Below are 26626 nucleotides of genomic sequence, written 5' to 3' on the forward strand. Positions count from 1 at the left end.
TAGTTAGTTTTTGTGTATAAAAACTAACTAAATAAACTTTTCCAATTCAAAAGGAGAAAAAATGTCCGAACAAACACAAGCACTCACACCACTCAATCCCCAACTCACAGCCTTTCAAGACAAAATCCGTACCGATTACACCGAAGCCAATAAAACAGCGAAAAAAGGGCAAATTCTCTTTGTCGGCTCCTCACTCATGGAAATTTTCCCCATCGAAAAATGGGAAGAAGAAGGCAAAGTCACATTCGACAAATACATCTACAATCGTGGCGTGCGCGCCACGACAACTGCTGACCTCCTCGCACACATTGACACACTCATTTTTGACCTCGCACCCAGCAAAATTTTCATCAATATTGGCTCCAACGACATTGGTTTTGGTGTCCCAGAAGCCACACGACTTGCCAACTACGACGAAATTTTACAGAAAATCAAAGAAAAACTCCCAGATTGCGACGTTTACCCGATGGCGTATTATCCGATGAACACTAGCGCCGACTTTGGAAATAGCGACACAGAACAGCATTCGCTCTATGACACACGCAACAACGCGACGTTCACCAAAGCCAGCGAAAAAGTCGCTGCTCTCGCTCAAAAATATAACTACCAGTTTATCAATGTCAACGCTGGATTAACTGATGAAAATGGCAATCTTCGCGCAGAACTCACCTTTGACGGCGCTCATATGTATCCCGCCGGCTACGAAATTGTCCTAGAAAATATGAAAAAATATCTTTAAAAATAACAAGCCTTCATACAGGCTTTTTTTGATAAATTGGCAACAGGACCTCATCTACAAGCTCATCCACAAACTGCTCATCCACATCTTCCAAACTATAAATCAGATGATAACGCAAGATATCAAAAGGAACAAGTTTTGCACGAACGGAAAATTCCCCCACAACTTCGCCACGTCTGCGTGCCCGTTCCAAAATAGTAGTCATCGCCTGCAAATTCCCAGAGTGACGATTTTCATCAATCAATGAATTTCCCTTTGCCACCTCACTATTTACAACCGAGATAAACTCTTTCGGATAACGTTTCGCATTTGCCACCATATAATCACACAAAAAATGTAAATCATCTCGTAAATTTCCTTGGTCAGCTGTTGCTTGTGCTAAAGAACGCTTACCATACTGAAACCCCTGAGAAATAGAAGCCGCATAAAGAAGTGCAAAAGGACTTTCCCACTGCCTATAAATCACAGAACGCGAAGTTTTTGCACGCTTTGCCACCTCAGCAAAAGTGACCGCTTCATAACCTTCATTTTCCAAAATATCGAGGGCAACCTTGAAAATATCTTCTTTCAAAGCCTCTCCACGCCGTCTTTGTTGTACCATTTTCAACTCCTCTAAATACACTTGTATCTTATTCTTGCATTTTATCATTTTGTGTGCTAAAATTCAAGATATAAAAAATAAGATACATGTGTATCTAAAAGCAAAGGATAAATAAAATGGCTAAAAAAACAAAGGACGATAAAGTTCCCAAAGAAGTCATGCGCATTGCGTGGGTTTTAGTTATTGGCGCACTTCCTCCAATGCTCGATTCAACAATGGTCAATATTGCCCTTAATAAACTCATGCTTGACCTCCACACAAATCTCAATACTATTCAATGGGCAATCACAGGTTATGTCCTTGCACTAGCTATTGCAGTTCCTTTCAGTGCTTGGATTATGAACCATTTTAATGGTAAACGTGCATTCGCACTTTTTGTTGGACTTTTTGGAGTTGGCTCAATTCTTTCAGGTATCGCTTGGAACGTTCAAGTATTTATTGCTTTCAGACTCATCCAAGGCTTTGCGGCAGGTGTTGTGACCTTACTTTTAACCTCACTTCTCATGGCATCAGCACCGCGCGACAAATTAGGACAAGTCATGGCAGTAGTTACGACTCCCGTGATTTTAGGACCTATCGTTGGACCGATTATCGGAGGTTTTATTGTCCAATATGGTAATTGGCATTGGATTTTCTATGTCAATATTCCCATTGCAATCCTTTCCGTTATTCTCACGCTAAAAATCATGCCAGATTTTAAACCTTTCAATCCAAAATCAAAAATGGATATTATTGGAACACTTTTACTTGTTGGTTTTTCTACAGGCTTGATGTACGGCATTTCCCAAGGTTCATCCGCAAAAAATTTCTTCAAAAGTAGCGAAATGTGGATTTTTTGCGGTATTGGTCTTGCCTGTATTATTGCATACATCATTTACGATATCCTCAAAAAACATAAAACAGTTCTGCCACTCAAATTTTTTGCCAAACGTAATTACTCTGCGGCAAATATCGGTGTGTTCTTAAACGGCGTTGCAATCAATGGTTGTATGCTCATACTTCCACTATTCTTTCAAAATATCAAACATTTCAATACCGTAGAAGCAGCACTGATTATGATTCCACAAGGTGCAGGAATGCTTATTGCCCGACCTGTGATTGGAAAATTAATTGATAATTTTGGTGCAAAACCAGTTGTTCTCGTCTCTCTTGTGATTTCTCTTGTGGGAAGTTTCCCCTTCGTTTTCGTGACAAATTCAACCAGTCTCTGGTGGATTGGCGTTGTCTTATTTATCCGAGGAATTGGTGTTGGCGGGCTAACAATGCCTTTGATGACCGATATTTATACAGGAATTGAAAACAATGAAATCCCAGCAGCCTCAGCCGGCAACCGTATCATTCAAAATGTTGGTTCAAGTTTTGGTTCAGCAGTTATTTCTGCAGTCGTCACCGCCGTTGTCACAAACTACATGACAGACCAAGCAAATGATATCAAATCAAAAACAATGGCAAAAGTAACAGATATCATAAAAACCACAGGTAAGAAACCCTCAGCCGACCAAATAACCGCGATTGGACAAACTATCGCAAAAGCATTTGAAACAAACGGTCTGCTCAACGGCTATCAAATGGGATTTCTTATCAGTTGTATCGCTCTCATCCTCATTTTATTACCCGCCCTATTTTTATCCAGCAAAAGAAAAACAGTTTGAACATAGAAAAAAAGAGTTAATAAATTTTTTATTAGAAAATAGCAAGACAAAGCTGACACACATTGCAAAAACAGAAACTTTCTGATAGAATAGAACTAACTTCGCAAGGAGTAACAAGGCAAGATTTTAAGCGAGACAGCGGTTGGTGCAAGTTGTCAATCAAACCTTGTGAAGGTTGTGCGATTATCAAGTAAATAAAAACGAGTGTCTGCCAGATTTTATAAGTAATTTGGCAGGAATTTAGGTGGTACCGCGCGCAAGCGTCCTATTTTTAGGAAGCTGTGTGCGGTATTTTTTTGCGGAAAGGAGACAAAGATGAAAATTACAATTTTCGGTGACTCAATCACGAACGGCTATGGCACAGAAAATCCCAAAATTCTCAAAAATAAGATTGAAGAAAAACGCTCCGGCATCGACGTAAAACTTTATGGCGTAAACGGCGATGACACATACGGCGCACTCTATCGCATCAAATATGTCAAAGCAGAAAATGCAGATTTTAACTTTGTTTTCTTCGGCGCAAACGACGCTTCACCCTATCATCTGATACGACCAAAAGAATTTCAAGCCAATCTCCTAAAAATCACCAACCAGCTTGGCGAAAACAAAACTATCCTCCTCACCCCACCCTACTATAATGAGCTAGAACCCACACATTACAGCAAACTCTCTGAAGTTGAACTTTTCAGACAGACCGTGCTTGAACTCGGACGAACTCAGAAAATTCCCGTGATAGATATTTTTCAGGCAATGACAAACACACCTAACCCAAATGTACTTTTGAAACCTGATGGATTGCATTTTATGGAAGTAGGATATGAGCTGCTGAGTGATAAAATTATTGAATTTGTTAAGGAGACATGAAATGTCAAAATATAACATAAAGCAATTTGAAGCATTAAAAAGTTATGATGGTACAGTCAATTCTCGAGAGTGTCTCACTTCTTTAGAAATTCTAAAATATTTAAAGGCAACTGCTGGAAAATCAACAAAAAAGGAGTTTATTCAGCATTTGCTAGAAATAGATGATATTATTCCGGCAGAATACGTGACTAAAGAATATCTAGGAAAAAATGGAACGTTTAAATACTTGGATTTCAACTATCAGTTTGCTAGAAAGAATTTAATTATTGCAGGTTATCTAAAAGATGAGCGTGGAGTTATTGAATTAACTCAAAAAGGTTTTGAAGTAGAGTTAAATCACTTTGATTTTCCAGCAATGATGGTTCAAAATGAAGAAAATTACTGGGGACCAACACGTCAAGCGAAGCAGAAAAATAAACAGAAAAAGTTGACATTTCAAGAGGAGACAACTTTTGAAAATGAAGCAGATAATGAAGAATTAGACCTCGAAGATTGGAAGATTAAATTAACGAAGGCACTACAAACGATGTCTCCGAAAAAATTTGAAGATTTTGCACGCCTTTTGGTTAAAAATATGGGGGTTACGATTGATCCTGTAAAAGGTGTACAGGTAAGTAACGATGGTGGAATTGATGGCTTTGGTTATATGGTAGCAGATGATTTTCGGACAAATCGTGTCGGCATTCAAGCAAAGCGTTGGCAAAATAACGTTGGACGTGTTGAAATACAAAATTTTATTGGTGCGCTTTCGACAAATTTGAACCAAGCAGAATATGGTATTTTTGTCACAACAAGCTATTTTAATAAAAATGCGATTGAAACAGCGCGTAGTTCTACAATTCCAATCACTTTGATTAATATCGATGATGTTTGTGATTTAGTCGCTAAATATGAAATTTTTGTAAAGCCAGTCACGATTTATGAACTTGATGATTTCTATTTTAATGAATAGGGAAAATAATATGGAGAATCAAGAAATTATTAGTTTCAACAGCCAAAACGGTGAGGTCCAACTCAATGCTGATTTTGAACATGATACTATTTGGGCGACACAAGCACAAATAGCTGAGCTTTTTGATGTAGATAGAACGGGTATTACTAGGCATATCCGTAACATCTATAAATCGGAAGAACTTGATGAAAAAGTGGTAAGTGCAAAAATTGCACATACCACCCAACACGGTGCTATCACTGGGAAAACGCAAACGCAAGAGTTGACAATCTATAATCTCGACATGATTCTTTCAATTGGCTACCGTGTCAATTCCAAAAAGGCAACCGAGTTCCGCAAATGGGCGAATAGTGTGCTGAAAAAGTATATCTTGCAGGGCTATGCAGTGAATGATAAACGGTTGGCTGACTTAAACCTCGCTCTACAAATCTTGGAGAGAAGTGAAATCCCAGAACTTTCTGGAACAGCAAACCTGATTGCAGACTACACCCAAGCGCTTTTCCTCTTGGACAGTTACGACCGCAAAGAGCTACCAAAAGTGGCAGGAAGTGTGGAAACTTGGAAATTAGAATATAAAAATGCGCGTGATTTTCTCGAAAACCTGCCAGATTTTAAGAAATCTGACCTCTTTGCAAAAGAGCGGACAGGTCAATTTCAGGGGATTTTAGACCAAATTTATGCAGGCTTCGGCGATACGGAATTTTATCTGTCCGTCGAGGCGAAAGCCGCAAATCTTCTTTATTTTATCGTCAAAGACCACCCCTTTTACGATGGCAATAAGCGCTCAGCCGCCGCGTTATTCGTCTATTTCTTGTATGAAAATAATGCGCTACGTAACATCAATAACAACACCCTCGCCGCGATTGTGCTGATGGTGGCACTCTCGAAGCCTGATGAGCGAGAGAATATGACGCTGTTGATTGAGAATTTTTTGGGAGAATAAATAATGACAAATGTAGTTACTGTAGTAAAAAAAGTAAACTATTCCGAAAGTAGTCTTTCCTTATTGAAGAATAATCAATCCGAATTACTTACTGATTTTCCAACTGTTTATTTTGTATATGATAAAAAGAATGAAGAGTATACTGTTTATGTAGGAGAAACAAATAATGTTTTTCGTCGTACAAAACAACACTTCATTGAACCAAGAGATGATTGGCAGCAATTAAATGCTTCTCAATCCGCTCAAATGCTTGTGTTTGGCAATGAGTTTTCTAATAAATCTGTTACTCTTGACCTAGAAAATAAATTCATGAATTATTTCTTAGGTGTGCCTTCTATAAAAAACGATAAGGGAATTAACAATCGAAGAGGTAACCCTCAAGGGAAATATTATCCAAAAGATAAGATAGATGCTATTTTTAAAGAAGGGTGGAAAAGATTAAACCAGGAAGAACCTGATCTTTTTCCTGATATTAAAGTAATAGAAAACTCCGCATTATTTAAATCCTCTCCCTTTAAAACGCTTAGCGAGTCACAACAAAATGCTCAGAATCAAATTATTATGAAGATTGAGGAAGCTGTTTCTCAAGAAAAAGAAACGTTAATACTTGTAACAGGTAGTGCGGGTAGCGGAAAAACGGTTTTATTATCTAATGTATTTTACAACTTACAGCTTGAGTCAAAAGAAGATGATAATGTTTTACTAAAAGGAAAGAAAGCATTTGTATTAGTCAATCACAATGAACAGTTATCCGTCTATCAACAAATATCAAGAAAACTAGGCCTCAACGAAAATCAAGTGATGAAACCTAACTCGTTTTTGAAAAAATATGAAAATGAAAAAGTAGATATTGTTATAGTGGATGAAGGGCATTTATTGGCGACTAGAAACGGTCAAGCCTTTCCCAAAAAGTATGGCTTAACACAATTAGAGGCTTTGAGGAAAATTTCAAAAATTGTGGTCCTAGTTTTTGATGAATATCAAATATTAACTGGCGGACAATATGTGGACCCAAATACAATTTTAGAATTAAAACATGAAGCAAATTTAGAAAATAAATTAATTGAGCTACATGATCAGCATAGAATGCAAATGTCAACAGCTACAAATAATTGGCTCAATGATTTTATTTGGAATCATGAAATTGATCAAATTCCACATGATGACAAGTATGAATTGAAAATATTTGATAATCCTACTGATCTCTATAATGGCATAAAAGAAAAATCAAATGACACTGAATATGGACTTTCAAGAATGTTGGCATCATATGATTGGGATTGGAAATCAGATGGTCAGAAATGGTGTGTTGAAATTAATAATTTCTCACTTCCGTGGAATTATTATTATACAAAAGCAAGTGATAGCACCCCATGGGCTGAAAATCCAGATTCGATAAAAGAAGTTGGAAGTACATTTACAATTCAAGGCTTTGATTTAAATTATGCTGGGGTTATTATAGGACCAAGTGTAAAGTATAATCCTCAAGATAAGAAAATATTTTTTGATGCTGATGGGTCAAAAAACAAAAAGGCGATTGAAAAAAAGCATGGAATTGATGCAATTAATCATAATTTAAATAATGAGCTAAATGTTTTATTAACTCGAGGGGTTCATGGTCTTTATATTTGTGCTTGCGATGAAAGTTTACAAAAAGCTTTACTTGAAGCACAGAAAGGAAATAAACAATGATTATTGATGATATAAATAAGTTTCGAGATGATAGAAATTGGCGTCAGTTTCACAATGAAAAGGATTTAGCTATTTCGATTTCACTTGAAGCTTCAGAATTATTGGAATTATTCCAGTGGAAAAGCGTGACTGAAGGGATTTCAGATATCGAAAAAGTAAAAGAAGAATTAGCTGATGTGTTGATTTATTCATATATGATGGCTGATAATTTGAATTTAGATATTGATTCAATTATTAAAGAGAAATTAATAAAAAACGATCAAAAATATCCAATTAGCAAAAGTAAAAATAGTAATAAAAAATATACAGAATTATAAAAAAATCATGAAATATATGGAGAGTCAAATGACAACAGAATTACCAACAAAATACAACCCAACCCAAACCGAACAAGGTCGCTATGCCAAATGGCTCGAACAAGGCGTTTTCAAGCCAAGTGGCGATAAAAAAGCACATCCTTACAGCATCGTCATCCCACCACCCAACGTGACGGGCAAGCTCCACCTTGGACACGCCTGGGACACGACGCTGCAGGATATTATCATTCGCCAGAAGCGGATGCAGGGCTTTGATACGCTCTGGCTACCAGGTATGGACCATGCGGGTATTGCGACACAGGCGAAAGTGGCAGCACGCCTTGCTGAGCAGGGCATTTTGCCTCAAGACCTCGGACGTGAGAAATTCCTCGAAAAAGCTTGGGAATGGAAGGACGAGTATGCCGAGACGATTCACCAGCAGTGGGCGAAGATGGGCATTTCGGTCGATTATGACCGTGAGCGTTTTACGCTGGACGAGGGACTGAATGAGGCGGTGCGCACGGTTTTTGTCAAGCTCTATGAAAAGGGCTGGATTTATCAGGGCGAGAAGATTATCAACTGGGACCCTAAGGCGATGACGGCACTCAGCGACATTGAAGTCATTCACAAGGACGTGGAGGGCGCTTTTTATCATGTCAACTATGCCTCTGCCGACGGCGAGATTGTGCTGGAGGTGGCAACGACGCGCCCTGAGACTTTCTTTGGTGATACGGCGGTGGCGGTCAATCCTGCTGACGAACGTTATGCGAAATACATCGGAAAAACCGTTATCTTGCCGATTTTAAACAAGGCAATTCCGATTGTCGGCGATGAGCATGCCGACATGGAAAAAGGTACGGGTGTTGTGAAAATCACGCCTGCACATGACCCGAATGACTTTTTGGTCGGACAACGGCACAATCTGCCTATGCCAAATGTGATGAATGCTGATGGTACGATGAATGAGCTTTGTGGCGACGAATATAATGGATTGGATCGTTTTGAGGCACGCAAGAAAGTTGTTGCTGAGTTTGAACGTCTGGGAATTTTAGTGAAAGTTGAGCCAATCCATCACGAAGTGGGACATTCTGAGCGGACGGGTGTGATTGTTGAGCCGCGTTTGTCGAAGCAATGGTTCGTCAAGATGTCAGGTCTTGCTAAAAATGCGATTGCACATCAACGAAAAGAGGATGGAACAGATGATGCGGTCACTTTCTATCCGCCACGTTTTGGAGACGCTTATCTGCAGTGGATGGAAAATGTCCATGATTGGGTGATTTCTCGTCAACTTTGGTGGGGGCATCAAATCCCTGCCTGGTATCGTGGCGAAGAGGTTTATGTTGGCATGGAAGCGCCTGAGGGCGAGGGCTGGAAACAAGAGGAAGATGTTCTTGATACTTGGTTTAGCTCAGCTCTGTGGCCTTTCAGCACGATGGGCTGGCCTGATGAAAATTCGGAAGATTTCAAACGCTACTATCCGACTTCAACACTTGTAACAGGTTATGACATCATTCCATTTTGGGTGGCACGGATGATTTTCCAAGGGTTAGAATTTACTGGAAAATCACCGTTTGAGCGCGCACTCATTCACGGCTTAATCCGTGATGAAGAAGGACGTAAAATGTCTAAATCGCTCGGTAACGGCATTGATCCGATGGATGTCATTGAGAAATACGGGACGGATGCGCTACGCTGGTTCTTGTCAAATGGCTCTGCGCCTGGTCAGGATGTACGTTTTAGCTATGACAAGATGGACGCCGCGTGGAATTTCATTAACAAGATTTGGAATGTCAGTCGCTATATTCTCATGAATAGCGAAGGGGCGTCAAGCGAAATTGACTACGCTAAAACAAACGTGACTGATCGCTGGATTTTGACGCGTTTGAATGATACTATTGCGCGCGTGACGGAGCAAATGGATAAGTTCGAGTTCGGCGTGGCGGGGCACATTCTCTATAATTTCATTTGGGATGAGTTTGCAAATTGGTATTTGGAATTGACCAAAGAGGTCATGTTTGGCGATAATGAGGACGAGAAAAATGTGACGCGCTCTGTCTTGCTCTACGTTTTGGACAATGTGCTACGTCTCTTGCACCCTATCATGCCATTCTTCACCGAAGAAATTTTCGAGAAAATGCCGAATACAACAGGCTCGATTGTCGTGGCGGACTATCCGATCGTTCGTCCTGAGTTTGATGATGAAAAGGCGACCGAAGGTGTACAACTTCTCATTGACATCATCACGAGCGTGCGCAATAGTCGTGCGGAAGTCAATACACCGCTGAGTAAGAAAGTGCCGATTCTCATCAAAACTGACAAAACTGGCTTCCTCAACTCTGTAAAAAATTACATCACACGTTTTACCAATCCGTCAGAACTGACGATTGCACAAGAGGTGAAGCTGACAGAAGAAGCGATGTCAGCTGTCATCACGGGGGCTGAGATTTACTTGCCCCTTGCAGGTTTAATCAACATTGATGAGGAAATCGAGCGTTTGGCGAAAGAACTTGCTAAATGGCAAAAAGAGCTTGATTTGGTTAATAAGAAACTCGCCAACGAGAAATTTGTCACGAATGCGAAAGCTGACGTGGTAGATGCAGAACGTGCGAAGTTGGTGGATTATCAGGAAAAATTTGATGCAGTTGAAAAACGCTTGAGTGAATTAAAAAAGTAAAATAAAAATTTCGCAGTATCACAGTTGATTTTCAAGGACTTAGTCTTACATTGACCAAAATATGGTTCCGAAGGCTGAAAAATTTGGTTATTCGCCTTGTATTTTGCCGGCTATTTGTAATGCACGTGCCTGTGTTAAAAAAATAAAATCAAAAAAAGTATTTTGACAGTTCTGTCAAAATACTTTTTTATGTTAAATTTAGCAAGGAATTTATATCACTTCGTCAGAAGTAATTTTTATATTACAATAAATATATAATAAACAAATGAGAATAAAGGAATAAAAATGAAAAAAACATTAGAAAATCATCTGCTTAGCAAACAAGAAGCACAAAAAGATTATCAAGCGGACTGGAATGCTCATCGTTACTTAATTCGCGGAAAAATGTTTGCCATGCATGGTGGCGATAAAAATGGCAAGGAAATCCTGACGCTTAAGCTTTTACCAGAGCATGGCGAAGAAGCACGTGAACTGCACAACGGGAAAATCATTCCAGGCTATTACATGAATAAAACTCATTGGAATAGCATTTACCTGTCAGAAAATATTTCTGACAATCTTGTCAAAAAAATGATAGACGAGTCTTACGAACTTATCGTCAGCGGATTTAGCAAAAAAATACAAAAGGAAATCGCACAAGGAGAATAAGATGACAAAAATAAAATTTGAAGGCATTCTATTGACAGTAACAAATCTTGAACGAGCGAGAAAATTTTATGAGAATGTATTGGAGCAGGTACCTATCTATGATTATGACTACGACGGGCAGATGATAGCTTACGAGAGCGGAATTACACTAGCGCCTGAATGGGCATATGCGGACTGGCTCTCCGGTGCAGAATTTTCTGTGAAGCGCAGGGCAAACATATCTCAGCTTTATTTTGAAGTCGAAGATTTGGAGGCTATGTTCAAAAAAATCAAGGCAGATAGTGCGATTGACTGGTTGCATGAGCCGATAATGTCAAGCTATGGGGCATATACCATGCGCTTTTACGACTATGACGGACATATCATCGAAATTGCTGAGAGCGTCGCTTTTGTGGCAAAACGATTTTTGGCACAAGGCTTGAGTATAACAGAGATTGCCGAGCGCTTCGGAGATTCTGAGGCAGTAGTTGAAGAATTAATTGCTCAAAAATAAGAAAAAATTCACATAAGGAGAAAGAAATGACAAAAAATATGATTAGAGTTTCAAACGTAATAAAAAGTTTCGGCGACAAAGAAGTGCTGAAAGGCGTTGACTTTGAAGTCAAGGAGGGCGAAGTTTATGCGCTTCTCGGCTCAAATGGTGCGGGGAAGACAACGATGATAAACATTCTTGCCACTTTACTTACCGCAGATAGCGGTACAGCAATGGTCAACGGCTATGATGTCGTCAAAGAGGCACAAAATGTGCGTGACTCCATTGCCTTGACAGGACAATTTTCCGCCCTTGATGAATTCATGACAGGACGTGAAAATTTGCTTCTCATGGCGAATTTATGGAAAGTGCCGAATGCGCGCGAAAAAGTGGAGGAAGTGCTTGACAAAGTTGGCATGACTTCCGCTGCAGACAAGCGTGTGAAAAGTTACTCAGGTGGAATGAAACGGCGCGTTGACATCGCCATGGGTTTGATTAGCGCTCGCTCGGTACTTTTCCTTGATGAGCCAACGACGGGTCTTGACCCCGAAGCCAGATATGAGGTTTATGAGGTCATCAAAGAGCTGAAAAATGAAGGCACGACAATTGTGCTAACAACGCAGTATCTGAAAGAAGCCGAGGAATTGGCGGACAAGATTGCCATTCTACACGGCGGGCAAATCGTCGTCGAAGGCGACTTTTCAGAGCTTCAAGCCCAGCATCACAAAGAACACGGTGAAAAAAATGCAAATTTAGAAGATATTTTTATCAAAGTTGTCAAGAAAGGAAAATAAAATGAACATGAAAGTTTTAAATACAGCCGTCGTGGACGAAAAAAGTCATGCTTTTTTGCAAGAAACAATGTGGGGACCTAACGCAATACGACAATCCGAGGAGTTGGTTTCGTATTTCACAATCACAGAGGAGATGCGAATTCTTGATTTGGGTTGTGGACCGGGCTTGTCATCGTTGTATTTGGCGCAAGAATATGGCGCGGAAGTTTTTGCCACTGACTTAATGATTGAGCCGGCCGAAAATTATGAGAGATTTCAGTCGCTTGGCGTTGCGGATAAAGTTGTTCCTTTGATACTCGATGCTACACAGCCGCTGCCGTTTGCCAAAGGTTATTTCGACGTAATTTTTTCGGTAGGCGCATACAATATGTTTGGCGATAACGAGGAAATGCTACCAAAGCTCGCTTCTTTTGTGAAAAAAGGTGGCTATATTGCCGTTTCATTTCCCGGATTGAAGTATGAGTTTGGTGACAATGTTCCGCCGGAAATGCAGCCTTTTTGGGATGTCCCAGATGTTGCAAAGTACGTTCGTGGTATTGAATGGTGGAAGGACTTGTGGAGCAAGGCAAGGGGCATAGAAATTGTGAACATCAGCGAACAAGCTTGCCATAAGAAAGCTTGGCAAGACTATCTCAACACGCTTGACCCACAAAATAAAGAAGAAAAATGGGATTTAGAGATGATGACAGCGGAAGCAGGACAGTATTTTAATACGATTCAGCTGATTGCTAAAGTTGTCTAGTTTTAATAACTATAAGAAAGAAGGTAAAAAATGAACGAAACACTTGTCTTAATGAAACGAAATTTGAAGAAAAATTTACGTGACGGCGAAGCGATTATCACGAGCCTCGTCATGCCTCTCGTGATTTTCATGATTAACTACTTTGTCGCGCGTCAACAGGGAGATAGTGGCGCGGCACTTGGTCAGATATTTCCAGTGGTCGCCATCGTCAGCGTGCTTCTCGGCACGTCATACACGGCTTTCAGGCTGTTTGAAGATCGCGAAAAAAATATGATGACCCGCCTGCGCAGTATGCCACTCGCAAGAGGTGCTTTCCTCTGGGGACACGTCTTGACAAACGTTATCCAGACGTTCGTGTCGATTTCTTTGATTACTGGACTTGCCTTTCTTTTAGGACTCACATCGCCGGCAAATCTGGGACATTGGGCGCTTTTCTATGTAGGATTACTCCTCTTTAGCTTTTCGACCGCGTGGGCCATGACGATTTTAGGCTTTGTAGCAAAGTCAATGGGTATGCTCTCGGCACTCTTTATGCTGGTTATGGGCTTCTTCATACTCTCCTCTGAGATGATGGGGACGATGATTTTGTTTGAACTTCCACAGTTTGTGCAAAATATCGCCGAATTTCACCCTGCGAATTTCATCATCAATGGATTGTCGCATACGCTCCAACAAGGGACGATACATGCTGATTTTGGGATTGGACTTCTGATGTCGACTGGAATACTCGTAGTTTCATACCTGGTCAGTACACGACTTTATAAGCGTAGCCGGGTTTGAGTGAGGAATAAAAATAATTCTAAATTGGATTTTTTTATGAAATTTTCACGCAAAAAAAGGGGCAGTACGAAAAGAAAGATGTTCTATATCAAAAAGTATTGGACAGATACTGGTCTATTTTGCTAGAGCTTTTTGGGAAAAAGCTGTAAAATAAGAGAGATGATGAGAATAAATGAGATTTTTGCATGGAAAGGTTGTAAAATATGGCTTTGGAAAATTATTTTACTGCGAGTGATGGCACAAAACTTTTTTATTACAAGCTAGGTCAGGGACCTGTTCTCATCTTTTTACATGGAAATTCGGAGAGTAGTTGGATTTTTAGGAAGCAAATTCGTTTTTTGAAAGCAAATTATACTTGTTTGGCACTGGATACAAGAGCGCATGGACGGAGTCATTTTCGAGGGAAAAGAATAAAATTTGAGCAACTAGCGCAGGATTTACTGGAAATTATGAATGCGGAAAATATTGCTGTCGCTAATCTTTTAGGTTTTAGCGATGGCGCGAATACAGCAATGCTTTTTGCAAGCCAATATCCAGAACGTGTCAATAAATTGATTTTGAACGCAGGAAATTTAACGCAACTTGGTTTTATTCGTCCGGTAGGTCTATTGATTAAGCTCATCGGGAAAGTTGCTTATAAATCGCCAGTTTTACGTTTGCTTAGTGAAGAAACAGGATTAAAATTTGATGATTTGAAAAATATAAAGGCAGATACTTTAGTGCTTAATGGACAATTTGATGTGGTTAAATCTCATCATGCACGAGAAATTGCGGCTTCCATTCCTCATTCTCACTTTCAAATCTTATCTTTTGGAACGCATTTGACTTTTTATTTTCGACCAGGTCGTTTTAATACAATCGTCAATAATTTTTTAAAGAATAAAACATAAATAAAAAACTCACTTTAATAAAATAAGTTTTTTATTTATGTATCAAAGTATTATTTCAATCTCTCTTGCAACTTTTCCACAAACTCATAAGCTGCGGGGCAATACAGGGTGTTTTTGATTGTCAAGTTGTTAATCTGATAAATCTTTTTTCGGTCAGTATGCGGAAATTCGCGGCAAGCTTTGGGACGAACTTCATAGATTGAGCAGAGATTGTCGCTCCCTAGAAATGGGCAAGGCATTGTCTGAAAAACTTTGTCACCGTCCTCGTCAACACGCAGATAAGCAGCTTCAAAATCACTCACTTTCATACGCAGATGTTTTGCGACGCGTTCGATGTCGGCTTCCGTCCAAAGTGGCCCTAGAATTTTACAACAATTTGCGCACTTGGTACAGTCAATCTCACAGAAAACTTCTTCATGAACATTTTTGACAATCCTGTCAAGATTTTTCGGTGGTTTTTTCTTTAACTGTGTAAGAAATTTTTGATGTGCCTTATGTTTTTGTTGTGCCAGATTTTTATAATGTTCAATGTCAATAGCCATGACTTCTATTTTAGTATAAAAATCAAGAAATTTCTAGCCATTGTACAGTAAAATTTTTGACAGAACCGTCAAAAAATAAAAGAGGACATTTTGTAGAGAAAAATTTTAATAAGCATCTTGTTATTTATTGAAAATATTTTTGACAAAGCTGTCAAAAATATGCAAAACAAAAAAGGATGTCTAAGTAAACAAATGTAAACTTAAAATAATCTGTCAAAATTTTCAAACAGATAATTTGACGAAAAAAAATACATTTGAGATAATAGAAACATCAATTAATTTGGAGGTATTTATGTCACTTATAGGAAAAAAAGTTGGTGATTTTACAACTGACGCTTACTTAAACGGAAAATTTATCAAAGTTTCAGATACAGATTTTACAGGAAAATGGAATGTTTTGGTCTTCTATCCAGCAGACTTTTCATTCGTTTGTCCAACAGAACTTGAAGATTTGGAAGACCAACACGAAGCTCTTTCAGCACTTGGTGTTGAGATTTACTCATGTTCAACAGATACACACTTTGTTCACGCTGCTTGGCACGAACATAGCGATGCTATTTCAAAACTTAAATATACAATGCTTGCTGACCCTTCAGGAAAAATTTCTCGTGAATTTGATGTTTTTGATGAAGAAGCAGGACTTGCTCAACGTGGAAGCTTTATCATCGACCCAGATGGAGTGATTCAAGCAATCGAAATTACAGCTGATGGTATCGGACGTGATGCAAGTCAACTGATTGACAAAATCAAAGCAGCTCAATATGTTCGTACACATCCAGGCGAAGTTTGCCCTGCCAAATGGAAAGAAGATGGCGAAACATTGACAACTGGTATCGACCTTGTTGGAAGAATCTAATCGCCAGAAGTGAGTGTAGCTCACTTCTTTTTAAATAAAAGGAGAAAACATGATTTTAGATGAAACACTGCGAGGTCAACTAAAGCCTTATTTACAACTTTTGGAAAATGATATTATTCTTAAAGTTGACAGTGATGAGAGTGAAAATGGAGAAAAAATCAGAAATTTTGTGACGGAACTTGCGAGTTTGTCTGATAAAATTTCTGTTCAAGAAGCAAAATTACCAAAAAGTCCAGCTTTTGAAATTGCGCGCGAAGGTGTGGTTTCAGGTCTTGTTTTTGCTGGATTGCCACTTGGACATGAGTTAAATTCATTGGTGCTTGCGCTCGTGCAAGTTAGTGGACGCGCGCCAAAGATTGACCCAGAACTCATTCCACGGATTAAAGCTATCAAAAAGTCACTTCACTTTGAAACTTATGTCAGTTTGACGTGTCATAACTGTCCAGATGTCGTGCAAGCTTTCAATGTCATGACTATTTTGAACCCAAACATCAGTCACACGATGATTGAGGGCGGAATGTATAAAGAAGAAGTCGAAGAAAAAAGTATCATGGCTGTGCCAACTGTTTTCAAAGATGGTGAAGAATTTACCAGTGGTCGTGCGACACTTGAAGAACTCTTGGAAAAAATTCTTGGTCCTGCTGGCAGTGAAGAATTTGATGAGAAAGAGCTTTTTGATGTACTCGTCGTTGGTGGAGGACCTGCTGGTGCAGCTTCAGCTATCTATGCGGCGCGTAAAGGTATTCGTACAGGCGTTTTAGCAGAACGTTTTGGTGGTCAACCTTTGGAAACGTTGGGGATTGAAAATCTCATCGGAACACCTTATATCGAAGGATTGGAACTTGGACGTCAACTTGAAGAGCACGTGAAAAAATATCCGATTGACTTGATGAAAACACAACGTGCGGTGAAGTTGGAAAAGAAAGAGCAAGTCGAAGTGACGCTTGAAAATGGTGCTATTCTCAAAACAAAGAGTTTGATTTTGGCAACAGGTGCGCACTGGCGTGACCTTGGTATCCCTGGTGAGCAAGAGTTTAAAACAAAAGGTGTTGCTTATTGTCCACACTGTGATGGCCCATTATTTGCTGGAAAAGATGTAGCTGTTGTCGGTGGTGGAAATTCTGGAATTGAGGCTGCGATTGACCTTGCGGGTGTTGTTAAACACGTGACAGTTCTTGAATTTATGCCAGAACTTAAAGCAGATAAAGTCTTAGTTGATAAAGTTTACAGTTTGGCAAATGTGACGGTTGTGACAAATGTTGAAACGAAGGCAATCACAGGAACAGATAAAGTCAACGGTGTGGATTATGTTTCAAGAGAAACTGGCGAAGCAACGCATTTAGATATCGCAGGTATTTTCATCCAAATCGGACTTGTGCCAAATACAGAATGGCTCAAAGAAAGCAGTATTGAACTCAATGCGCGTGGCGAAATCCTTGCTGATAAAGAAGGTGCAACGAGTGTTGAGGGAGTCTTTGCAGCCGGTGACTGTACAGACAGTCGTTACAAACAAATCATTATTTCTATGGGAACAGGTGCGACAGCAGCACTTTCAGCCTTTGATTATTTGATACGTAATTAAAAAATGATAAAAAAATCAGTACAAAAGTACTGATTTTTTTGACGAAACTGTCAAAAAAATAATTTCTCTTTTTCGTCTTTGAAAATTGATAAACAAGCAAAAAAAGTTTAGAATAGTATAGTTAAAATTATCACAAGAAAAGAGAAGAAATGGGAAACCACGAAAATCTGTTTGAGCCAATTAAAATTGGTAAAGTTACAATAAAAAATCGTTACGCACTTGCGCCAATGCTTTTTGTTCACGAATATGAAGATGGTGCTTTTGGTGAGCGCGCGATTGAATACTATCTTGAACGTGCCAAAGGTGGAGTTGGTGTGTTATTTACCAGCCTTTGTAAAGTAGATAATGACGTAGAAAATGTCAATCTCGGAATGCCAATGCCCAATCAAAATCCAGAATTATTCACAAAACGATTGAAAAAACTGACGACAGCAATGGCGGAATACGACTCAAAACTTTTTGTCCAACTCACAGCAGGTTTTGGACGCGCTGTTTTCCCAATTGTTACGACGAGTGAACAATCTTATGTTGCTCCAAGTGTTATCAGCAATCGTTGGGACCCAGAAAAACAACAGCGTGCACTATCTATTGATGAAATTCACGAGATTATCCGAAAATTTGGGACAGCAGCAAAAATTGCCCAAGATGGTGGCGCTGCAGGTGTAGAAATTCATGCACTCCATGAAGGTTATCTCCTTGACCAATTTTCTATGAGTTTTTATAATCAGCGCACAGATGAATACGGCGGTAGTCTTGAAAATCGTCTGCGTTTCACAAAAGAAATCATTGATGAAATTCATCGTGTCTGTGGGGAAGATTTCCCAGTTGGAATGCGACTTTCACTCAAATCTTTCGTCAAAGATTTACGAAAAGGTATTCTCCCAGAAGAAACAAAAATTACTCTTGAAAAACCAGATGTACTTGAATCTGGTCGTGATTTTGCTGAAGGACTTGAAGTTGCAAAAATGCTTGAAAGTTATGGCTATGCGCATTTGTCTGTTGATGGTGGAAACTATGACAGTTGGTATTGGGCGCATCCACCACTTTTCTTTGAACAAGGGCCTTATTTGCCACTTTCTGAAGAGGTCAAAAAAGTGGTCAATATTCCTGTTATCGTTTCGGGAATGATGGCAAATCCTGACTTTGCAGAACAAGCATTGTCGGAAAATAAACTTGATATGGTTGCGCTTGGTCGTCCGTTGATTGCTGATTCACAGATTGTCAATAAAATCTATGCAGGCAACTATGAAGATATCACACCGTGTCAATATTGCCACGAAGGCTGTTTCAATCAAGTCAATCATCGTAATGCGCATTGTACAGTCAATGCGCGTGCAGGACGTGAATGCGAATTTCCATTAGAAACTGAAAAAACAACAAATGTGAAAGAGATTGCGATTATCGGAGCAGGACCTGCTGGACTTGAAGCTGGAAGACTTCTTGCGGCAAAAGGACATCAAGTGACGATTTACGAAAAATCAGATAAAATTGGCGGACTTTTTAGCTATGGTGTCGTTCCTGAGTTTAAAGAAGCTGGTGTTCGTCTGGTACAATGGTGGGGCAGACAGCTTTCACAACTTGGGGTGAAGATTGAGTTTCACACAGCCATCACAGCGGAAGATACAAGATTGGCGCAAGCAGACGAAATCATCGTTGCGACAGGTTCTTATGACTTTATCCCACCTGTTACAGGTATTGATTTGCCAAATGTTACGATTGCCAAAGATTTCCTTACTGCAGGTGCTGAAAATGCAGGAGAACTCACGACAATCATCGGTGGGGGAACAGTTGGTGTAGAAATTGCTATTTGGCTTGCTAAACATGGTAAAAAATCACAAATCATCGAAATGGCGGATACAGTTTTGCCGAAAGGTGCACCACATCCAAACTGGCAGATGATGTTGGAACTTCTTGATTTTCATAAAGTTGCAAGATATACATCTGCACGTTTAACTAAAATCAATCCAGACAGTATTGAAGTTGAGCAAAATGGAGAAAATAAAACTCTTCCAGCTTCACAAGTTGTTCTCGCTCTCGGCTATCGCTCTGAAAAAACACTTTATGAGGCTTTGAAGGAAGAATATCCCCATGTCACAAATCTTGGGGATTCAAATCAAGTGCGTGATGTGCTTGAAGCTGTTAATGATGCCTTTGCACTCGCACAAACTCTCTAAAAACTTACTTACAAATCAGCCTTTTTCGGCTGATTTTTTATTTTCAAAATGCGGAAATAAAAAAGATGATAAATTTATAGTATAAAAAGAGTCATAGATTGAGTATTTTTCTAAAAAATGGTAAAATAAGTTATCAAAAAATAAATAGTTCACAAGGAGAAAAAATGTCTCATATTAAATTTGATTATTCAAAACTTACACCATTTGTAGCTGATAATGAATTGGACGAAATCCAATGGCAGATTACTGCTGCGGATAAAGTTCTTCGCGAAGGTACTGGCGCGGGCGCTGATTTCCGTGGTTGGATTGACCTTCCTGAAGATTATGATAAGGCTGAATTTGCGCGCATTCAAGCAGCAGCTAAGAAAATCGCTGAGGAAAGCGAAGTTCTCGTGGTTCTTGGTATTGGTGGTTCTTACCTTGGTGCGCGTGCGGCAAATGACTTTTTGAACTCTACATTTGCAAATTATCAAACGCCTGAACAACGCAAAGCTCCGCTCGTTGTTTACGCTGGAAACTCTATCAGCTCAAACTATTTGGCTGACTTGGTTGATTTTGTTGAAGATAAAGATTTCTCAGTGAATGTTATCTCAAAATCAGGTACAACAACTGAACCTGCGATTGCTTTCCGTGTCTTTGAAGAATTGCTTGTGAAAAAATACGGTCGTGATGGCGCGAACGGTCGCATTTACGCAACAACAGATAAAGCCAAGGGAGCTGTTAAAGTTAATGCGGATGCCAATGGTTGGGAAACTTTCGTTGTCCCAGATTCAGTTGGTGGACGTTTTTCTGTCTTGACACCTGTTGGACTTCTTCCTATCGCAGCTGCTGGACATGATATTCAAAAACTCATGGAAGGTGCCAATGCCGCACGTAAAGAATATACTGAGACAGATGTGCGTAAAAATGATGCTTATGCTTATGCTGCGCTTCGTAATATTCTTTATCGCAAGGGAAAATTCTCAGAAATTTTGATTAACTACGAGCCATCATTGCAATATTTCTCAGAATGGTGGAAACAACTCGCTGGTGAATCTGAAGGAAAAGACCAAAAAGGGATTTATCCAACGTCTGCGAACTTCTCAACAGACTTGCATTCACTCGGACAATGGATTCAAGAAGGCACTCGTACTGTATTTGAAACAGCCGTTCGTGTTGAAAAACCTCGTAAAAATATTACCATCCCTAAGATGGACGCAGACCTTGACGGACTTGCTTACATTGAAGGAAAAGATGTTGATTTTGTCAATAAAAAAGCTTCTGACGGTGTTTTGCTTGCACATACAGACGGAAATGTCCCTAACATGATTGTGACTTTGCCTGAACAAGACGAATTCACACTTGGTTATGCGATTTACTTCTTTGAACTTGCGATTGGTATTTCTGGCTACTTAAACGGAATTAATCCATTTAACCAACCAGGTGTCGAAAGCTACAAACGTAATATGTTTGGACTTTTGGGCAAACCTGGCTATGAAGAATTGACAGATGAATTGAACGCGCGTTTGTAAAATTTTTTGAAAAAATAGAGCCTGTCATTTGATAGGCTCTTTTCTTGAAATAAATCAAAAAGGAGCGAAGAATGTCTTTTGCAAGATATGGAGAAAAATTTAGATTTTTAAGAGAACAAAAAGGATTGCCTTTATCCTACTTTCAAAAATTAGGAATTGATAAAACAGATTTGAGCCGTTTTGAGCGAGGAAAAACAATGATGAGTTTGGAACGTGTGGATATGATGCTCCAAGAAATGAATGTGAGTTTAGGTGAATTTGATTTGATTCTTAATGATTTTGTTCCTGATTTTCAAGAAGAGTTCTTGAATGAGATTGAAGAAGCAAATTTCAAATTTGATAAGAAAAAATTAGAAGCACTTTATCAGGAAGCGAGGAATTCAGGCTATATTTTACTTGCCTTAGCTGCAAAAAGTAATGTTGATGATTTAGAGAAAGTGGAAACTGAACAAGTCTTATTATACTTAAAGAAAATAAAAGAGTGGGGATATTTTGAAATTTGCCTCTTTTTCTGTATTTTGAATAGCTTGACGACATCGGAAATCTTGGAATTGATGGATGATTTTGATGAAAAAAGTGAAAATTATTATGATATATTGAAATATAGAAGAAAAATATTGCAAGCCTTTTACCGTGGAGTTTATCTTTTAGTTTCAAGAGGTGAGCGTGATAAAGCGAAACAGGTATTACAAATTATTGAGCAAAAAAAGTTGGTAACCACTGACCTTTATACAGCTACTTTAAAACGATTATCCATTGGGATTTTTGATTATTTTTTTATTCATCAAGGAAATGGAAGGGTTGAGATAGAAACTGCATTAAATGTATTTTCATTTTTAGACAGAGAAGTTTTGGTTCAGTACTATCGCAGAAAATGTGAAAATATAGGGGTTGTTTTTTTGTAGCTTTAAAGCTACTGCTTTTTTAATCATTTAGAACTTTTTAGGTTTATAATAGTTTTAGAATAAAGGATAAGCGCGCATCCTTGAAGTGCAAATATATTATTAAAGAAAGGTTTGCATGATGAAAACAAAATCAATTCTCACAGGTCTTATGACCACAGTTGTTCTTCTTTCTGTTGCAATGCCAGTATTGGCAAGTGCAGATGAAATAACATCAGATTCTTCTCCTCAAGTAACAACTACAATACCATCTTTTGATACAGACACAAATCAGGCAATATCTGAAGATATTGTAGATAGTGCAAGCTCTGCAACTTTTGATTATCAAAATCTACCTAGTACTGGAGAGATTCAGACAATAACTGCTGATGATGGAACTATTACTAATTACTCTATGACACCAGTAATTAATCCGTTGCTACGGGTAGCGAATGGAAAATATAAAATTAATGCTTGGGGAGTTGCATGGAATGTGACATTTTATATTAACGTATCCAGTAATAAAATAACATCTGCTAATAACCTTGACTATATCATTGCGGGCTCAGTTGGCTCGCATACATTAACTGTAGATAGTAGTAAACAAGCAACAGCCCGCTTTGATTTTACTACACCAATTTATAATATAATTTCTTGGACTGGATGGGTACGTGCTACAATTAACAGTTCCAATAAGATTGTGATTACGAATAATTGATTATCTTAAGTATAGTTTTTATTTGCACCATACTTTTTGTAGCATTTGTAATATTTCTAATTGCAAGGTTGGTGTCTAAAATAAAGAAAAATGGGGCTGATAATAAAAAGAAATAGACTATAAAGCGTAAAGAAGCTTAATACAGGCCTATAAAATGTGAAAAACAAGGCTGTCAAAATTTTTGATAGCCTTGTTTTGTTTTTGATAGTTCTATAAAAAAAATAAGTAGCAAAAAAGCTTTTGACAAAACTGTCAAAAAGCTTTTTTAGTCTTCCCAGTTATGAACAAGCGTAAAAGTAACATTTTCATTGCCACCGACGAGTTTGGCGACAGGACAGCGACTTTCTGCGAGGTCAAACATCGCACGTGCTTTGCGCTCATCAACGTCAGCGCTGAGCGGGATAAATACGGTCACGTCCACGAGAAACATCAGACCTCGCTTTTTTTCGTCGGGCGCTTGATAAACGGCAACTTTTACTTTGCTTGTGTGTGCCAGTTGATTGCGTTCTTCGATGGCTTCGAGCGTAGCGTTGAGGCAGGTCGCAAGTGCAAGTCCGAGAAATTTCTCGGGATTTCCAACAGCTTCGGCATTGCTGGGCGCGCTGATTGGGTAAGTTTCTTCGTTTTTGATGTAGGACACACCATTGACACCAGTTTCGTTGATGGCAACGGTTTTGTAGGTCGCCGTAGGGTGCAAATTTTCTTCTGACATGAGAGCCTCCTGAATCTTTGATAGTTCTATTTTACGCTATTTTTGGTAAATTTTGCCGAAATCTGTTTTGACAGTTTCGTCAAAAGCTTAAAAATCAGATAATTTTTGACAAAGTGTAATTTTAAGATTAAAATAAGTTAAAACTGTTGCTGTACAAGGTGCTCTGGCATATTGCTTTCGTGCTTTGTACCATTATTATACACGAAACGAGAGTGCGCACTCGTTTTCATGACTTATTGATTCGCCGAGCGCAGCGAGACGAAATGGAGTTTAAAATGAAAAAGATAAGAATAATCATTTTTCTTAGTGTGATTGCTTTAGCTCTTTCCGCGTGTACATCGAATGCGCTCTCAGCACATCGCAAGAGTGTGTCATCTACTAGCACACAAAGTTGGAAGTCAACCGATTCTACAACAGCTTATAATAGTTTTAACCAGGCGACAGGACAAGCAACAGAAGATTTTTCGGAAATTACTGTGTCAAATATAAAAGGAAAAGAAAATTTTGCTTTTTTACGCCTTCCTCTACAGGCAAGATGGCTTTCTAACGAGGTCGTCACCGCCAGATTATATCTAAGACTGAAGTCGGGGAAGCTCCCCAAAGCGTTGAAAATTGGTGCGGCAACAGGTGCAGCATGGGTTGGACTAGATAGTCGTTTCACTCAAATCAAATCTGATATTGGAAAACCAATTAGCACATCAGTCAAGTCTGGAAAAAATGGGTGGTTGAGTCTTGATGTGACGTCAACGCTTAAAAATTGGCTGGCAGGACATTCAAAAAATAATGGCTTCTCATTAGTGGCGATAAAAGGAAGCACAAGTACCTTTTATACTGGGGATACTGAAAAAGATAATGCCTCAAGACCTTATCTCGTTGTTACGGGGAAACAAAAAGCGCGTGCAAGCAATTATGGTAAATATGCTTTTACCTCGGTTCCAAAAGGAAATTGCTTATCAAACGCGTTGCGAGATACCAATGAAATTTTGCTTACTGATTTAAAAGGCAACCCAGCAATAATGAGCAACATTTATAAAAAATCTGGTGAAAATGGAATTGCTAACTATATCGCTGATTTGACGGAAAAGTATGTCGCTACGCACCAACAGTCTCTAAAAATTTCGAAATTCAGAAGACTGGCTCATTTTGATAGTTCGATTGATGCTAAAAAGGAGTATCGAATTGCGCTTAGGGTAGGCGTAAAATCGTTTGATGGGAGTGTTGATTTCAGAAATCCAGATGATTTTGATTATCACTGGCAAACTGAATTGAGTGATGGACAATGGGCTCAGAAATTTTCAGGTAATACCCCGTCGTTTGTGTTGCCTTGCTCAGGGCCCGGCATTTCTCCGGCACGTTATCCTTGGGATTCTTCTGATACTTTCATTGATAAAACAGTGAATTTTTATACGAGTCAAGCTATCTATTTTGCGGTGACAAAAGATGTCCCCAACTTTACAGCACACTAAATTAAAAACTCTCTTGCTCGGTTAAAGGCAAGAGGGGTTTCTTATTTTTGGTAAATTTTGCTGAAGTCTGGTTTGACAGAGCTGTCAAACGGACGGAATAGAAAAAATTTTTTGACAAAACTGTCAAAAAATTTTCATAGCATTTACTTCAAAATTCCCTCATTTTTACTTTCTTTAATTGCATTTTTCACAGCAGTTTTGATGACAAAATAAAGGGAAAAGCAAATAATTAGGAAAATGATAAGATAAACCAATAGTCCAATAATTGAACCCATTTTGAAACCTCCTTTTATAGGGTACTTTAATGATTACATTATAGCACTTTCTCATTTGAGTGGCTTCACATAAGGTACAATCGGTGTTGTCAATCCAACATTTGTTGCAAATACCCAAGTTTTACTGTCAAGCGTTCCGAAATTTTTGGTTTGCCCTGTCAAAATGATACCGGAAAATTTCGCGCTCGCAAGATTCGGATATTTTTCGACCTGTTTGCGTGCATCTTTGAGGGGATTAAATTCGCCTGTGGATAATGTCTGCTCGGTTGGCCAGTTTTTGACATTTTTGACAAATTCCTTGTAAGAAGCAGCAGATAATTTCCCTGTTAGCTGGTCGGTATTGCCGTTATCAACTGTTTTTGAATCGGAATTTAGCCCGAAATAATCCAGATTATAAGCAGCGTCCAGATTTTTGGACTCAGAATATCCAATCCAGTACCAGTTGATCAGCAGATTTTTCGGCACGAGCGCTTGGATTTGCGCATAAGTCAGTGGTTTTTTAAACGTCACAGCAATTTCTGCCAGTTCATTGGGCTGATTTTTAAAGGTTGAAGCTTCATGTGTTGGTTGCAAGCCATAGTAATCCTTGCTCTTAAAATTCACTTTTGGCTGAAAAAATGAAGCAATTTTTTGATTGTTATTTTGCGTGTAATATCCGTTATTCACGATGTGTGGCGAAGCATACATATCATAATCTTCATGGCTCATATACATCGAAAGCGTACCAAAAGGAAAATCAAGCGGCTTGAACGCTACATGATATCCATCGAGATTTTTGTAAGTATCCAGATGAACGTTTGAGCTGAAAACACCGTAATCATTGATATAAGCATTGTTATATCCCACATTTGGTGCTTGAATATCCACAAATGCATCCGCTTGATTGCTGGTTTTAAAATACAATTTTTCCATCTGCGCACTATTAAGCTGCATGACAATCCCGAAAATCACAACGAGCGCGGTCAGCGTTAGATAAACAGGCAAAAAGATACGTTTCATCCGTGCTTTTCTAGCCACTTGTTTAAAATTTCTCTCCAAGTCTGCGTCAGCACGCGATTTTCTAAAATGTTTCACAATCTTTTTGACCAGCCAGTAAATCCCAAAAATAATCGCTGACAAGACTAAATATGCAAGTATATATTTCATTTTTATCCTTCTTTCTCTAGGAAA

At 38.9% G+C, this 26626-nt stretch carries 26 protein-coding genes; 21 read left to right on the forward strand and 5 right to left on the reverse strand.

Annotated features, from left to right (window positions below; all coding sequences use genetic code 11):
- Positions 1 to 61: 61 nt before the first annotated feature.
- On the forward strand, positions 62 to 739 hold the full coding sequence (locus tag KJS36_RS07945; protein WP_213536383.1) for an SGNH/GDSL hydrolase family protein: 678 nt from the start codon (positions 62 to 64) through the stop codon (positions 737 to 739).
- Between the two features lie 13 nt (positions 740 to 752).
- Here KJS36_RS07945 and KJS36_RS07950 read toward each other — a convergent pair whose 3' ends face one another.
- Positions 753 to 1340, reverse strand: a complete 588-nt coding sequence (locus KJS36_RS07950) for a TetR/AcrR family transcriptional regulator (RefSeq protein ID WP_213536384.1) — start codon at positions 1338 to 1340, stop codon at positions 753 to 755.
- Positions 1341 to 1456: 116 nt separating this feature from the next.
- Between KJS36_RS07950 and KJS36_RS07955 the strand changes: the two genes are divergently transcribed.
- The 13 genes from KJS36_RS07955 (at position 1457) to KJS36_RS08015 (ending at position 14739) form a co-directional block, all read left to right on the forward strand.
- Complete coding sequence (locus KJS36_RS07955; RefSeq protein WP_213536385.1) at positions 1457 to 2992, forward strand: MDR family MFS transporter; 1536 nt, start codon at positions 1457 to 1459, stop codon at positions 2990 to 2992.
- 315 nt (positions 2993 to 3307) lie between these two features.
- The gene (locus KJS36_RS07960) at positions 3308 to 3856 is read left to right on the forward strand and encodes a GDSL-type esterase/lipase family protein (RefSeq protein WP_213536386.1); all 549 of its coding nucleotides are present in this window, start codon (positions 3308 to 3310) and stop codon (positions 3854 to 3856) included.
- A gap of 1 nt (position 3857) precedes the next feature.
- Positions 3858 to 4808 carry a restriction endonuclease gene (locus KJS36_RS07965; RefSeq protein WP_213536387.1) on the forward strand — a complete coding sequence of 317 codons (951 nt, stop codon included), beginning with the start codon at positions 3858 to 3860 and terminating at the stop codon, positions 4806 to 4808.
- Between the two features lie 10 nt (positions 4809 to 4818).
- On the forward strand, positions 4819 to 5751 hold the full coding sequence (gene rhuM / locus KJS36_RS07970; protein ID WP_213536388.1) for a RhuM family protein: 933 nt from the start codon (positions 4819 to 4821) through the stop codon (positions 5749 to 5751).
- A gap of 3 nt (positions 5752 to 5754) precedes the next feature.
- Complete coding sequence (locus KJS36_RS07975) at positions 5755 to 7443, forward strand: DNA/RNA helicase domain-containing protein (protein WP_213536389.1); 1689 nt, start codon at positions 5755 to 5757, stop codon at positions 7441 to 7443.
- Positions 7440 to 7760 (forward strand): nucleotide pyrophosphohydrolase, encoded by a 321-nt coding sequence (locus tag KJS36_RS07980; protein WP_213536390.1) that lies wholly within the window; start codon positions 7440 to 7442, stop codon positions 7758 to 7760. The genes KJS36_RS07975 and KJS36_RS07980 overlap by 4 nt, the downstream gene beginning before the upstream one ends.
- A gap of 28 nt (positions 7761 to 7788) precedes the next feature.
- Positions 7789 to 10413 (forward strand): valine--tRNA ligase, encoded by a 2625-nt coding sequence (locus KJS36_RS07985; protein ID WP_213536391.1) that lies wholly within the window; start codon positions 7789 to 7791, stop codon positions 10411 to 10413.
- A gap of 285 nt (positions 10414 to 10698) precedes the next feature.
- The gene (locus KJS36_RS07990; RefSeq protein ID WP_213536392.1) at positions 10699 to 11061 is read left to right on the forward strand and encodes an MmcQ/YjbR family DNA-binding protein; all 363 of its coding nucleotides are present in this window, start codon (positions 10699 to 10701) and stop codon (positions 11059 to 11061) included.
- Between the two features lies 1 nt (position 11062).
- Entirely contained in the window at positions 11063 to 11554 is a 492-nt protein-coding gene (locus KJS36_RS07995) for a VOC family protein (protein WP_213536393.1), read from the forward strand.
- Positions 11555 to 11580: 26 nt separating this feature from the next.
- On the forward strand, positions 11581 to 12327 hold the full coding sequence (locus KJS36_RS08000; protein WP_213536394.1) for an ABC transporter ATP-binding protein: 747 nt from the start codon (positions 11581 to 11583) through the stop codon (positions 12325 to 12327).
- Between the two features lies 1 nt (position 12328).
- Complete coding sequence (locus KJS36_RS08005) at positions 12329 to 13069, forward strand: SAM-dependent methyltransferase (protein WP_213536395.1); 741 nt, start codon at positions 12329 to 12331, stop codon at positions 13067 to 13069.
- A gap of 51 nt (positions 13070 to 13120) precedes the next feature.
- Complete coding sequence (locus tag KJS36_RS08010) at positions 13121 to 13849, forward strand: ABC transporter permease (RefSeq protein ID WP_244842854.1); 729 nt, start codon at positions 13121 to 13123, stop codon at positions 13847 to 13849.
- 203 nt (positions 13850 to 14052) lie between these two features.
- Positions 14053 to 14739, forward strand: coding sequence for an alpha/beta fold hydrolase (locus KJS36_RS08015; protein ID WP_213536397.1), 687 nt, complete (start codon positions 14053 to 14055; stop codon positions 14737 to 14739).
- 50 nt (positions 14740 to 14789) lie between these two features.
- On the opposite strand, the gene KJS36_RS08020 is transcribed toward KJS36_RS08015, so the two are convergent.
- Positions 14790 to 15281, reverse strand: a complete 492-nt coding sequence (locus KJS36_RS08020) for a YkgJ family cysteine cluster protein (RefSeq protein ID WP_213536398.1) — start codon at positions 15279 to 15281, stop codon at positions 14790 to 14792.
- Positions 15282 to 15573: 292 nt separating this feature from the next.
- Here KJS36_RS08020 and ahpC point away from each other — a divergent pair, with 292 nt between their 5' ends.
- From ahpC to KJS36_RS08050, 6 genes are all read left to right on the forward strand, one after another.
- On the forward strand, positions 15574 to 16137 hold the full coding sequence (gene ahpC, locus KJS36_RS08025) for an alkyl hydroperoxide reductase subunit C (RefSeq protein ID WP_213536399.1): 564 nt from the start codon (positions 15574 to 15576) through the stop codon (positions 16135 to 16137).
- Between the two features lie 49 nt (positions 16138 to 16186).
- The gene (gene ahpF / locus KJS36_RS08030) at positions 16187 to 17719 is read left to right on the forward strand and encodes an alkyl hydroperoxide reductase subunit F (protein ID WP_213536400.1); all 1533 of its coding nucleotides are present in this window, start codon (positions 16187 to 16189) and stop codon (positions 17717 to 17719) included.
- Positions 17720 to 17868: 149 nt separating this feature from the next.
- The gene (locus KJS36_RS08035) at positions 17869 to 19893 is read left to right on the forward strand and encodes an oxidoreductase (RefSeq protein ID WP_213536401.1); all 2025 of its coding nucleotides are present in this window, start codon (positions 17869 to 17871) and stop codon (positions 19891 to 19893) included.
- Positions 19894 to 20057: 164 nt separating this feature from the next.
- Positions 20058 to 21404 (forward strand): glucose-6-phosphate isomerase, encoded by a 1347-nt coding sequence (locus tag KJS36_RS08040; protein WP_213536402.1) that lies wholly within the window; start codon positions 20058 to 20060, stop codon positions 21402 to 21404.
- 71 nt (positions 21405 to 21475) lie between these two features.
- Complete coding sequence (locus KJS36_RS08045) at positions 21476 to 22309, forward strand: Rgg/GadR/MutR family transcriptional regulator (protein ID WP_213536403.1); 834 nt, start codon at positions 21476 to 21478, stop codon at positions 22307 to 22309.
- Positions 22310 to 22424: 115 nt separating this feature from the next.
- Complete coding sequence (locus KJS36_RS08050) at positions 22425 to 23003, forward strand: DUF5626 family protein (RefSeq protein WP_244842835.1); 579 nt, start codon at positions 22425 to 22427, stop codon at positions 23001 to 23003.
- A gap of 265 nt (positions 23004 to 23268) precedes the next feature.
- Here KJS36_RS08050 and KJS36_RS08055 read toward each other — a convergent pair whose 3' ends face one another.
- A complete protein-coding gene (locus KJS36_RS08055) occupies positions 23269 to 23715 on the reverse strand; it encodes an OsmC family protein (RefSeq protein ID WP_213536404.1) in 447 nt (148 codons plus the stop codon).
- A gap of 275 nt (positions 23716 to 23990) precedes the next feature.
- Here KJS36_RS08055 and KJS36_RS08060 point away from each other — a divergent pair, with 275 nt between their 5' ends.
- Positions 23991 to 25181: a DNRLRE domain-containing protein gene (locus KJS36_RS08060; protein ID WP_213536405.1), complete on the forward strand. Its 1191-nt coding sequence runs from the start codon at positions 23991 to 23993 to the stop codon at positions 25179 to 25181.
- Between the two features lie 143 nt (positions 25182 to 25324).
- Here KJS36_RS08060 and KJS36_RS10840 read toward each other — a convergent pair whose 3' ends face one another.
- A complete protein-coding gene (locus tag KJS36_RS10840) occupies positions 25325 to 25456 on the reverse strand; it encodes a DUF6019 family protein (protein ID WP_244842837.1) in 132 nt (43 codons plus the stop codon).
- A gap of 51 nt (positions 25457 to 25507) precedes the next feature.
- Complete coding sequence (locus KJS36_RS08065) at positions 25508 to 26602, reverse strand: anti sigma factor C-terminal domain-containing protein (protein WP_213536406.1); 1095 nt, start codon at positions 26600 to 26602, stop codon at positions 25508 to 25510.
- Positions 26603 to 26626 lie beyond the last annotated feature (24 nt).

Origin of the sequence: Lactococcus nasutitermitis (assembly GCF_018403765.1) — a bacterium.
Lineage (GTDB): Bacteria > Bacillota > Bacilli > Lactobacillales > Streptococcaceae > Lactococcus > Lactococcus nasutitermitis.

Excerpts from the sequence above, each read along its gene's own strand:
- rhuM (WP_213536388.1), top strand. The coding sequence starts at position 4,819 with ATGGAGAATCAAGAAATTATTAGTTTCAACAGCCAAAACGGTGAGGTC.
- KJS36_RS08045 (WP_213536403.1), top strand. The coding sequence starts at position 21,476 with ATGTCTTTTGCAAGATATGGAGAAAAATTTAGATTTTTAAGAGAACAA.
- ahpF (WP_213536400.1), top strand. The coding sequence starts at position 16,187 with ATGATTTTAGATGAAACACTGCGAGGTCAACTAAAGCCTTATTTACAA.
- KJS36_RS08000 (WP_213536394.1), top strand. The coding sequence starts at position 11,581 with ATGACAAAAAATATGATTAGAGTTTCAAACGTAATAAAAAGTTTCGGC.
- KJS36_RS07945 (WP_213536383.1), top strand. The coding sequence starts at position 62 with ATGTCCGAACAAACACAAGCACTCACACCACTCAATCCCCAACTCACA.
- KJS36_RS08065 (WP_213536406.1), bottom strand. The coding sequence starts at position 26,602 with ATGAAATATATACTTGCATATTTAGTCTTGTCAGCGATTATTTTTGGG.
- KJS36_RS10840 (WP_244842837.1), bottom strand. The coding sequence starts at position 25,456 with ATGGGTTCAATTATTGGACTATTGGTTTATCTTATCATTTTCCTAATT.
- KJS36_RS07980 (WP_213536390.1), top strand. The coding sequence starts at position 7,440 with ATGATTATTGATGATATAAATAAGTTTCGAGATGATAGAAATTGGCGT.
- KJS36_RS08015 (WP_213536397.1), top strand. The coding sequence starts at position 14,053 with ATGGCTTTGGAAAATTATTTTACTGCGAGTGATGGCACAAAACTTTTT.
- KJS36_RS07960 (WP_213536386.1), top strand. The coding sequence starts at position 3,308 with ATGAAAATTACAATTTTCGGTGACTCAATCACGAACGGCTATGGCACA.
- KJS36_RS08005 (WP_213536395.1), top strand. The coding sequence starts at position 12,329 with ATGAACATGAAAGTTTTAAATACAGCCGTCGTGGACGAAAAAAGTCAT.
- KJS36_RS08040 (WP_213536402.1), top strand. The coding sequence starts at position 20,058 with ATGTCTCATATTAAATTTGATTATTCAAAACTTACACCATTTGTAGCT.
- KJS36_RS07985 (WP_213536391.1), top strand. The coding sequence starts at position 7,789 with ATGACAACAGAATTACCAACAAAATACAACCCAACCCAAACCGAACAA.
- KJS36_RS08055 (WP_213536404.1), bottom strand. The coding sequence starts at position 23,715 with ATGTCAGAAGAAAATTTGCACCCTACGGCGACCTACAAAACCGTTGCC.
- ahpC (WP_213536399.1), top strand. The coding sequence starts at position 15,574 with ATGTCACTTATAGGAAAAAAAGTTGGTGATTTTACAACTGACGCTTAC.
- KJS36_RS08020 (WP_213536398.1), bottom strand. The coding sequence starts at position 15,281 with ATGGCTATTGACATTGAACATTATAAAAATCTGGCACAACAAAAACAT.
- KJS36_RS08060 (WP_213536405.1), top strand. The coding sequence starts at position 23,991 with ATGAAAAAGATAAGAATAATCATTTTTCTTAGTGTGATTGCTTTAGCT.
- KJS36_RS07950 (WP_213536384.1), bottom strand. The coding sequence starts at position 1,340 with ATGGTACAACAAAGACGGCGTGGAGAGGCTTTGAAAGAAGATATTTTC.
- KJS36_RS07955 (WP_213536385.1), top strand. The coding sequence starts at position 1,457 with ATGGCTAAAAAAACAAAGGACGATAAAGTTCCCAAAGAAGTCATGCGC.
- KJS36_RS07965 (WP_213536387.1), top strand. The coding sequence starts at position 3,858 with ATGTCAAAATATAACATAAAGCAATTTGAAGCATTAAAAAGTTATGAT.
- KJS36_RS08010 (WP_244842854.1), top strand. The coding sequence starts at position 13,121 with ATGAAACGAAATTTGAAGAAAAATTTACGTGACGGCGAAGCGATTATC.
- KJS36_RS07990 (WP_213536392.1), top strand. The coding sequence starts at position 10,699 with ATGAAAAAAACATTAGAAAATCATCTGCTTAGCAAACAAGAAGCACAA.
- KJS36_RS07975 (WP_213536389.1), top strand. The coding sequence starts at position 5,755 with ATGACAAATGTAGTTACTGTAGTAAAAAAAGTAAACTATTCCGAAAGT.
- KJS36_RS07995 (WP_213536393.1), top strand. The coding sequence starts at position 11,063 with ATGACAAAAATAAAATTTGAAGGCATTCTATTGACAGTAACAAATCTT.
- KJS36_RS08050 (WP_244842835.1), top strand. The coding sequence starts at position 22,425 with ATGATGAAAACAAAATCAATTCTCACAGGTCTTATGACCACAGTTGTT.
- KJS36_RS08035 (WP_213536401.1), top strand. The coding sequence starts at position 17,869 with ATGGGAAACCACGAAAATCTGTTTGAGCCAATTAAAATTGGTAAAGTT.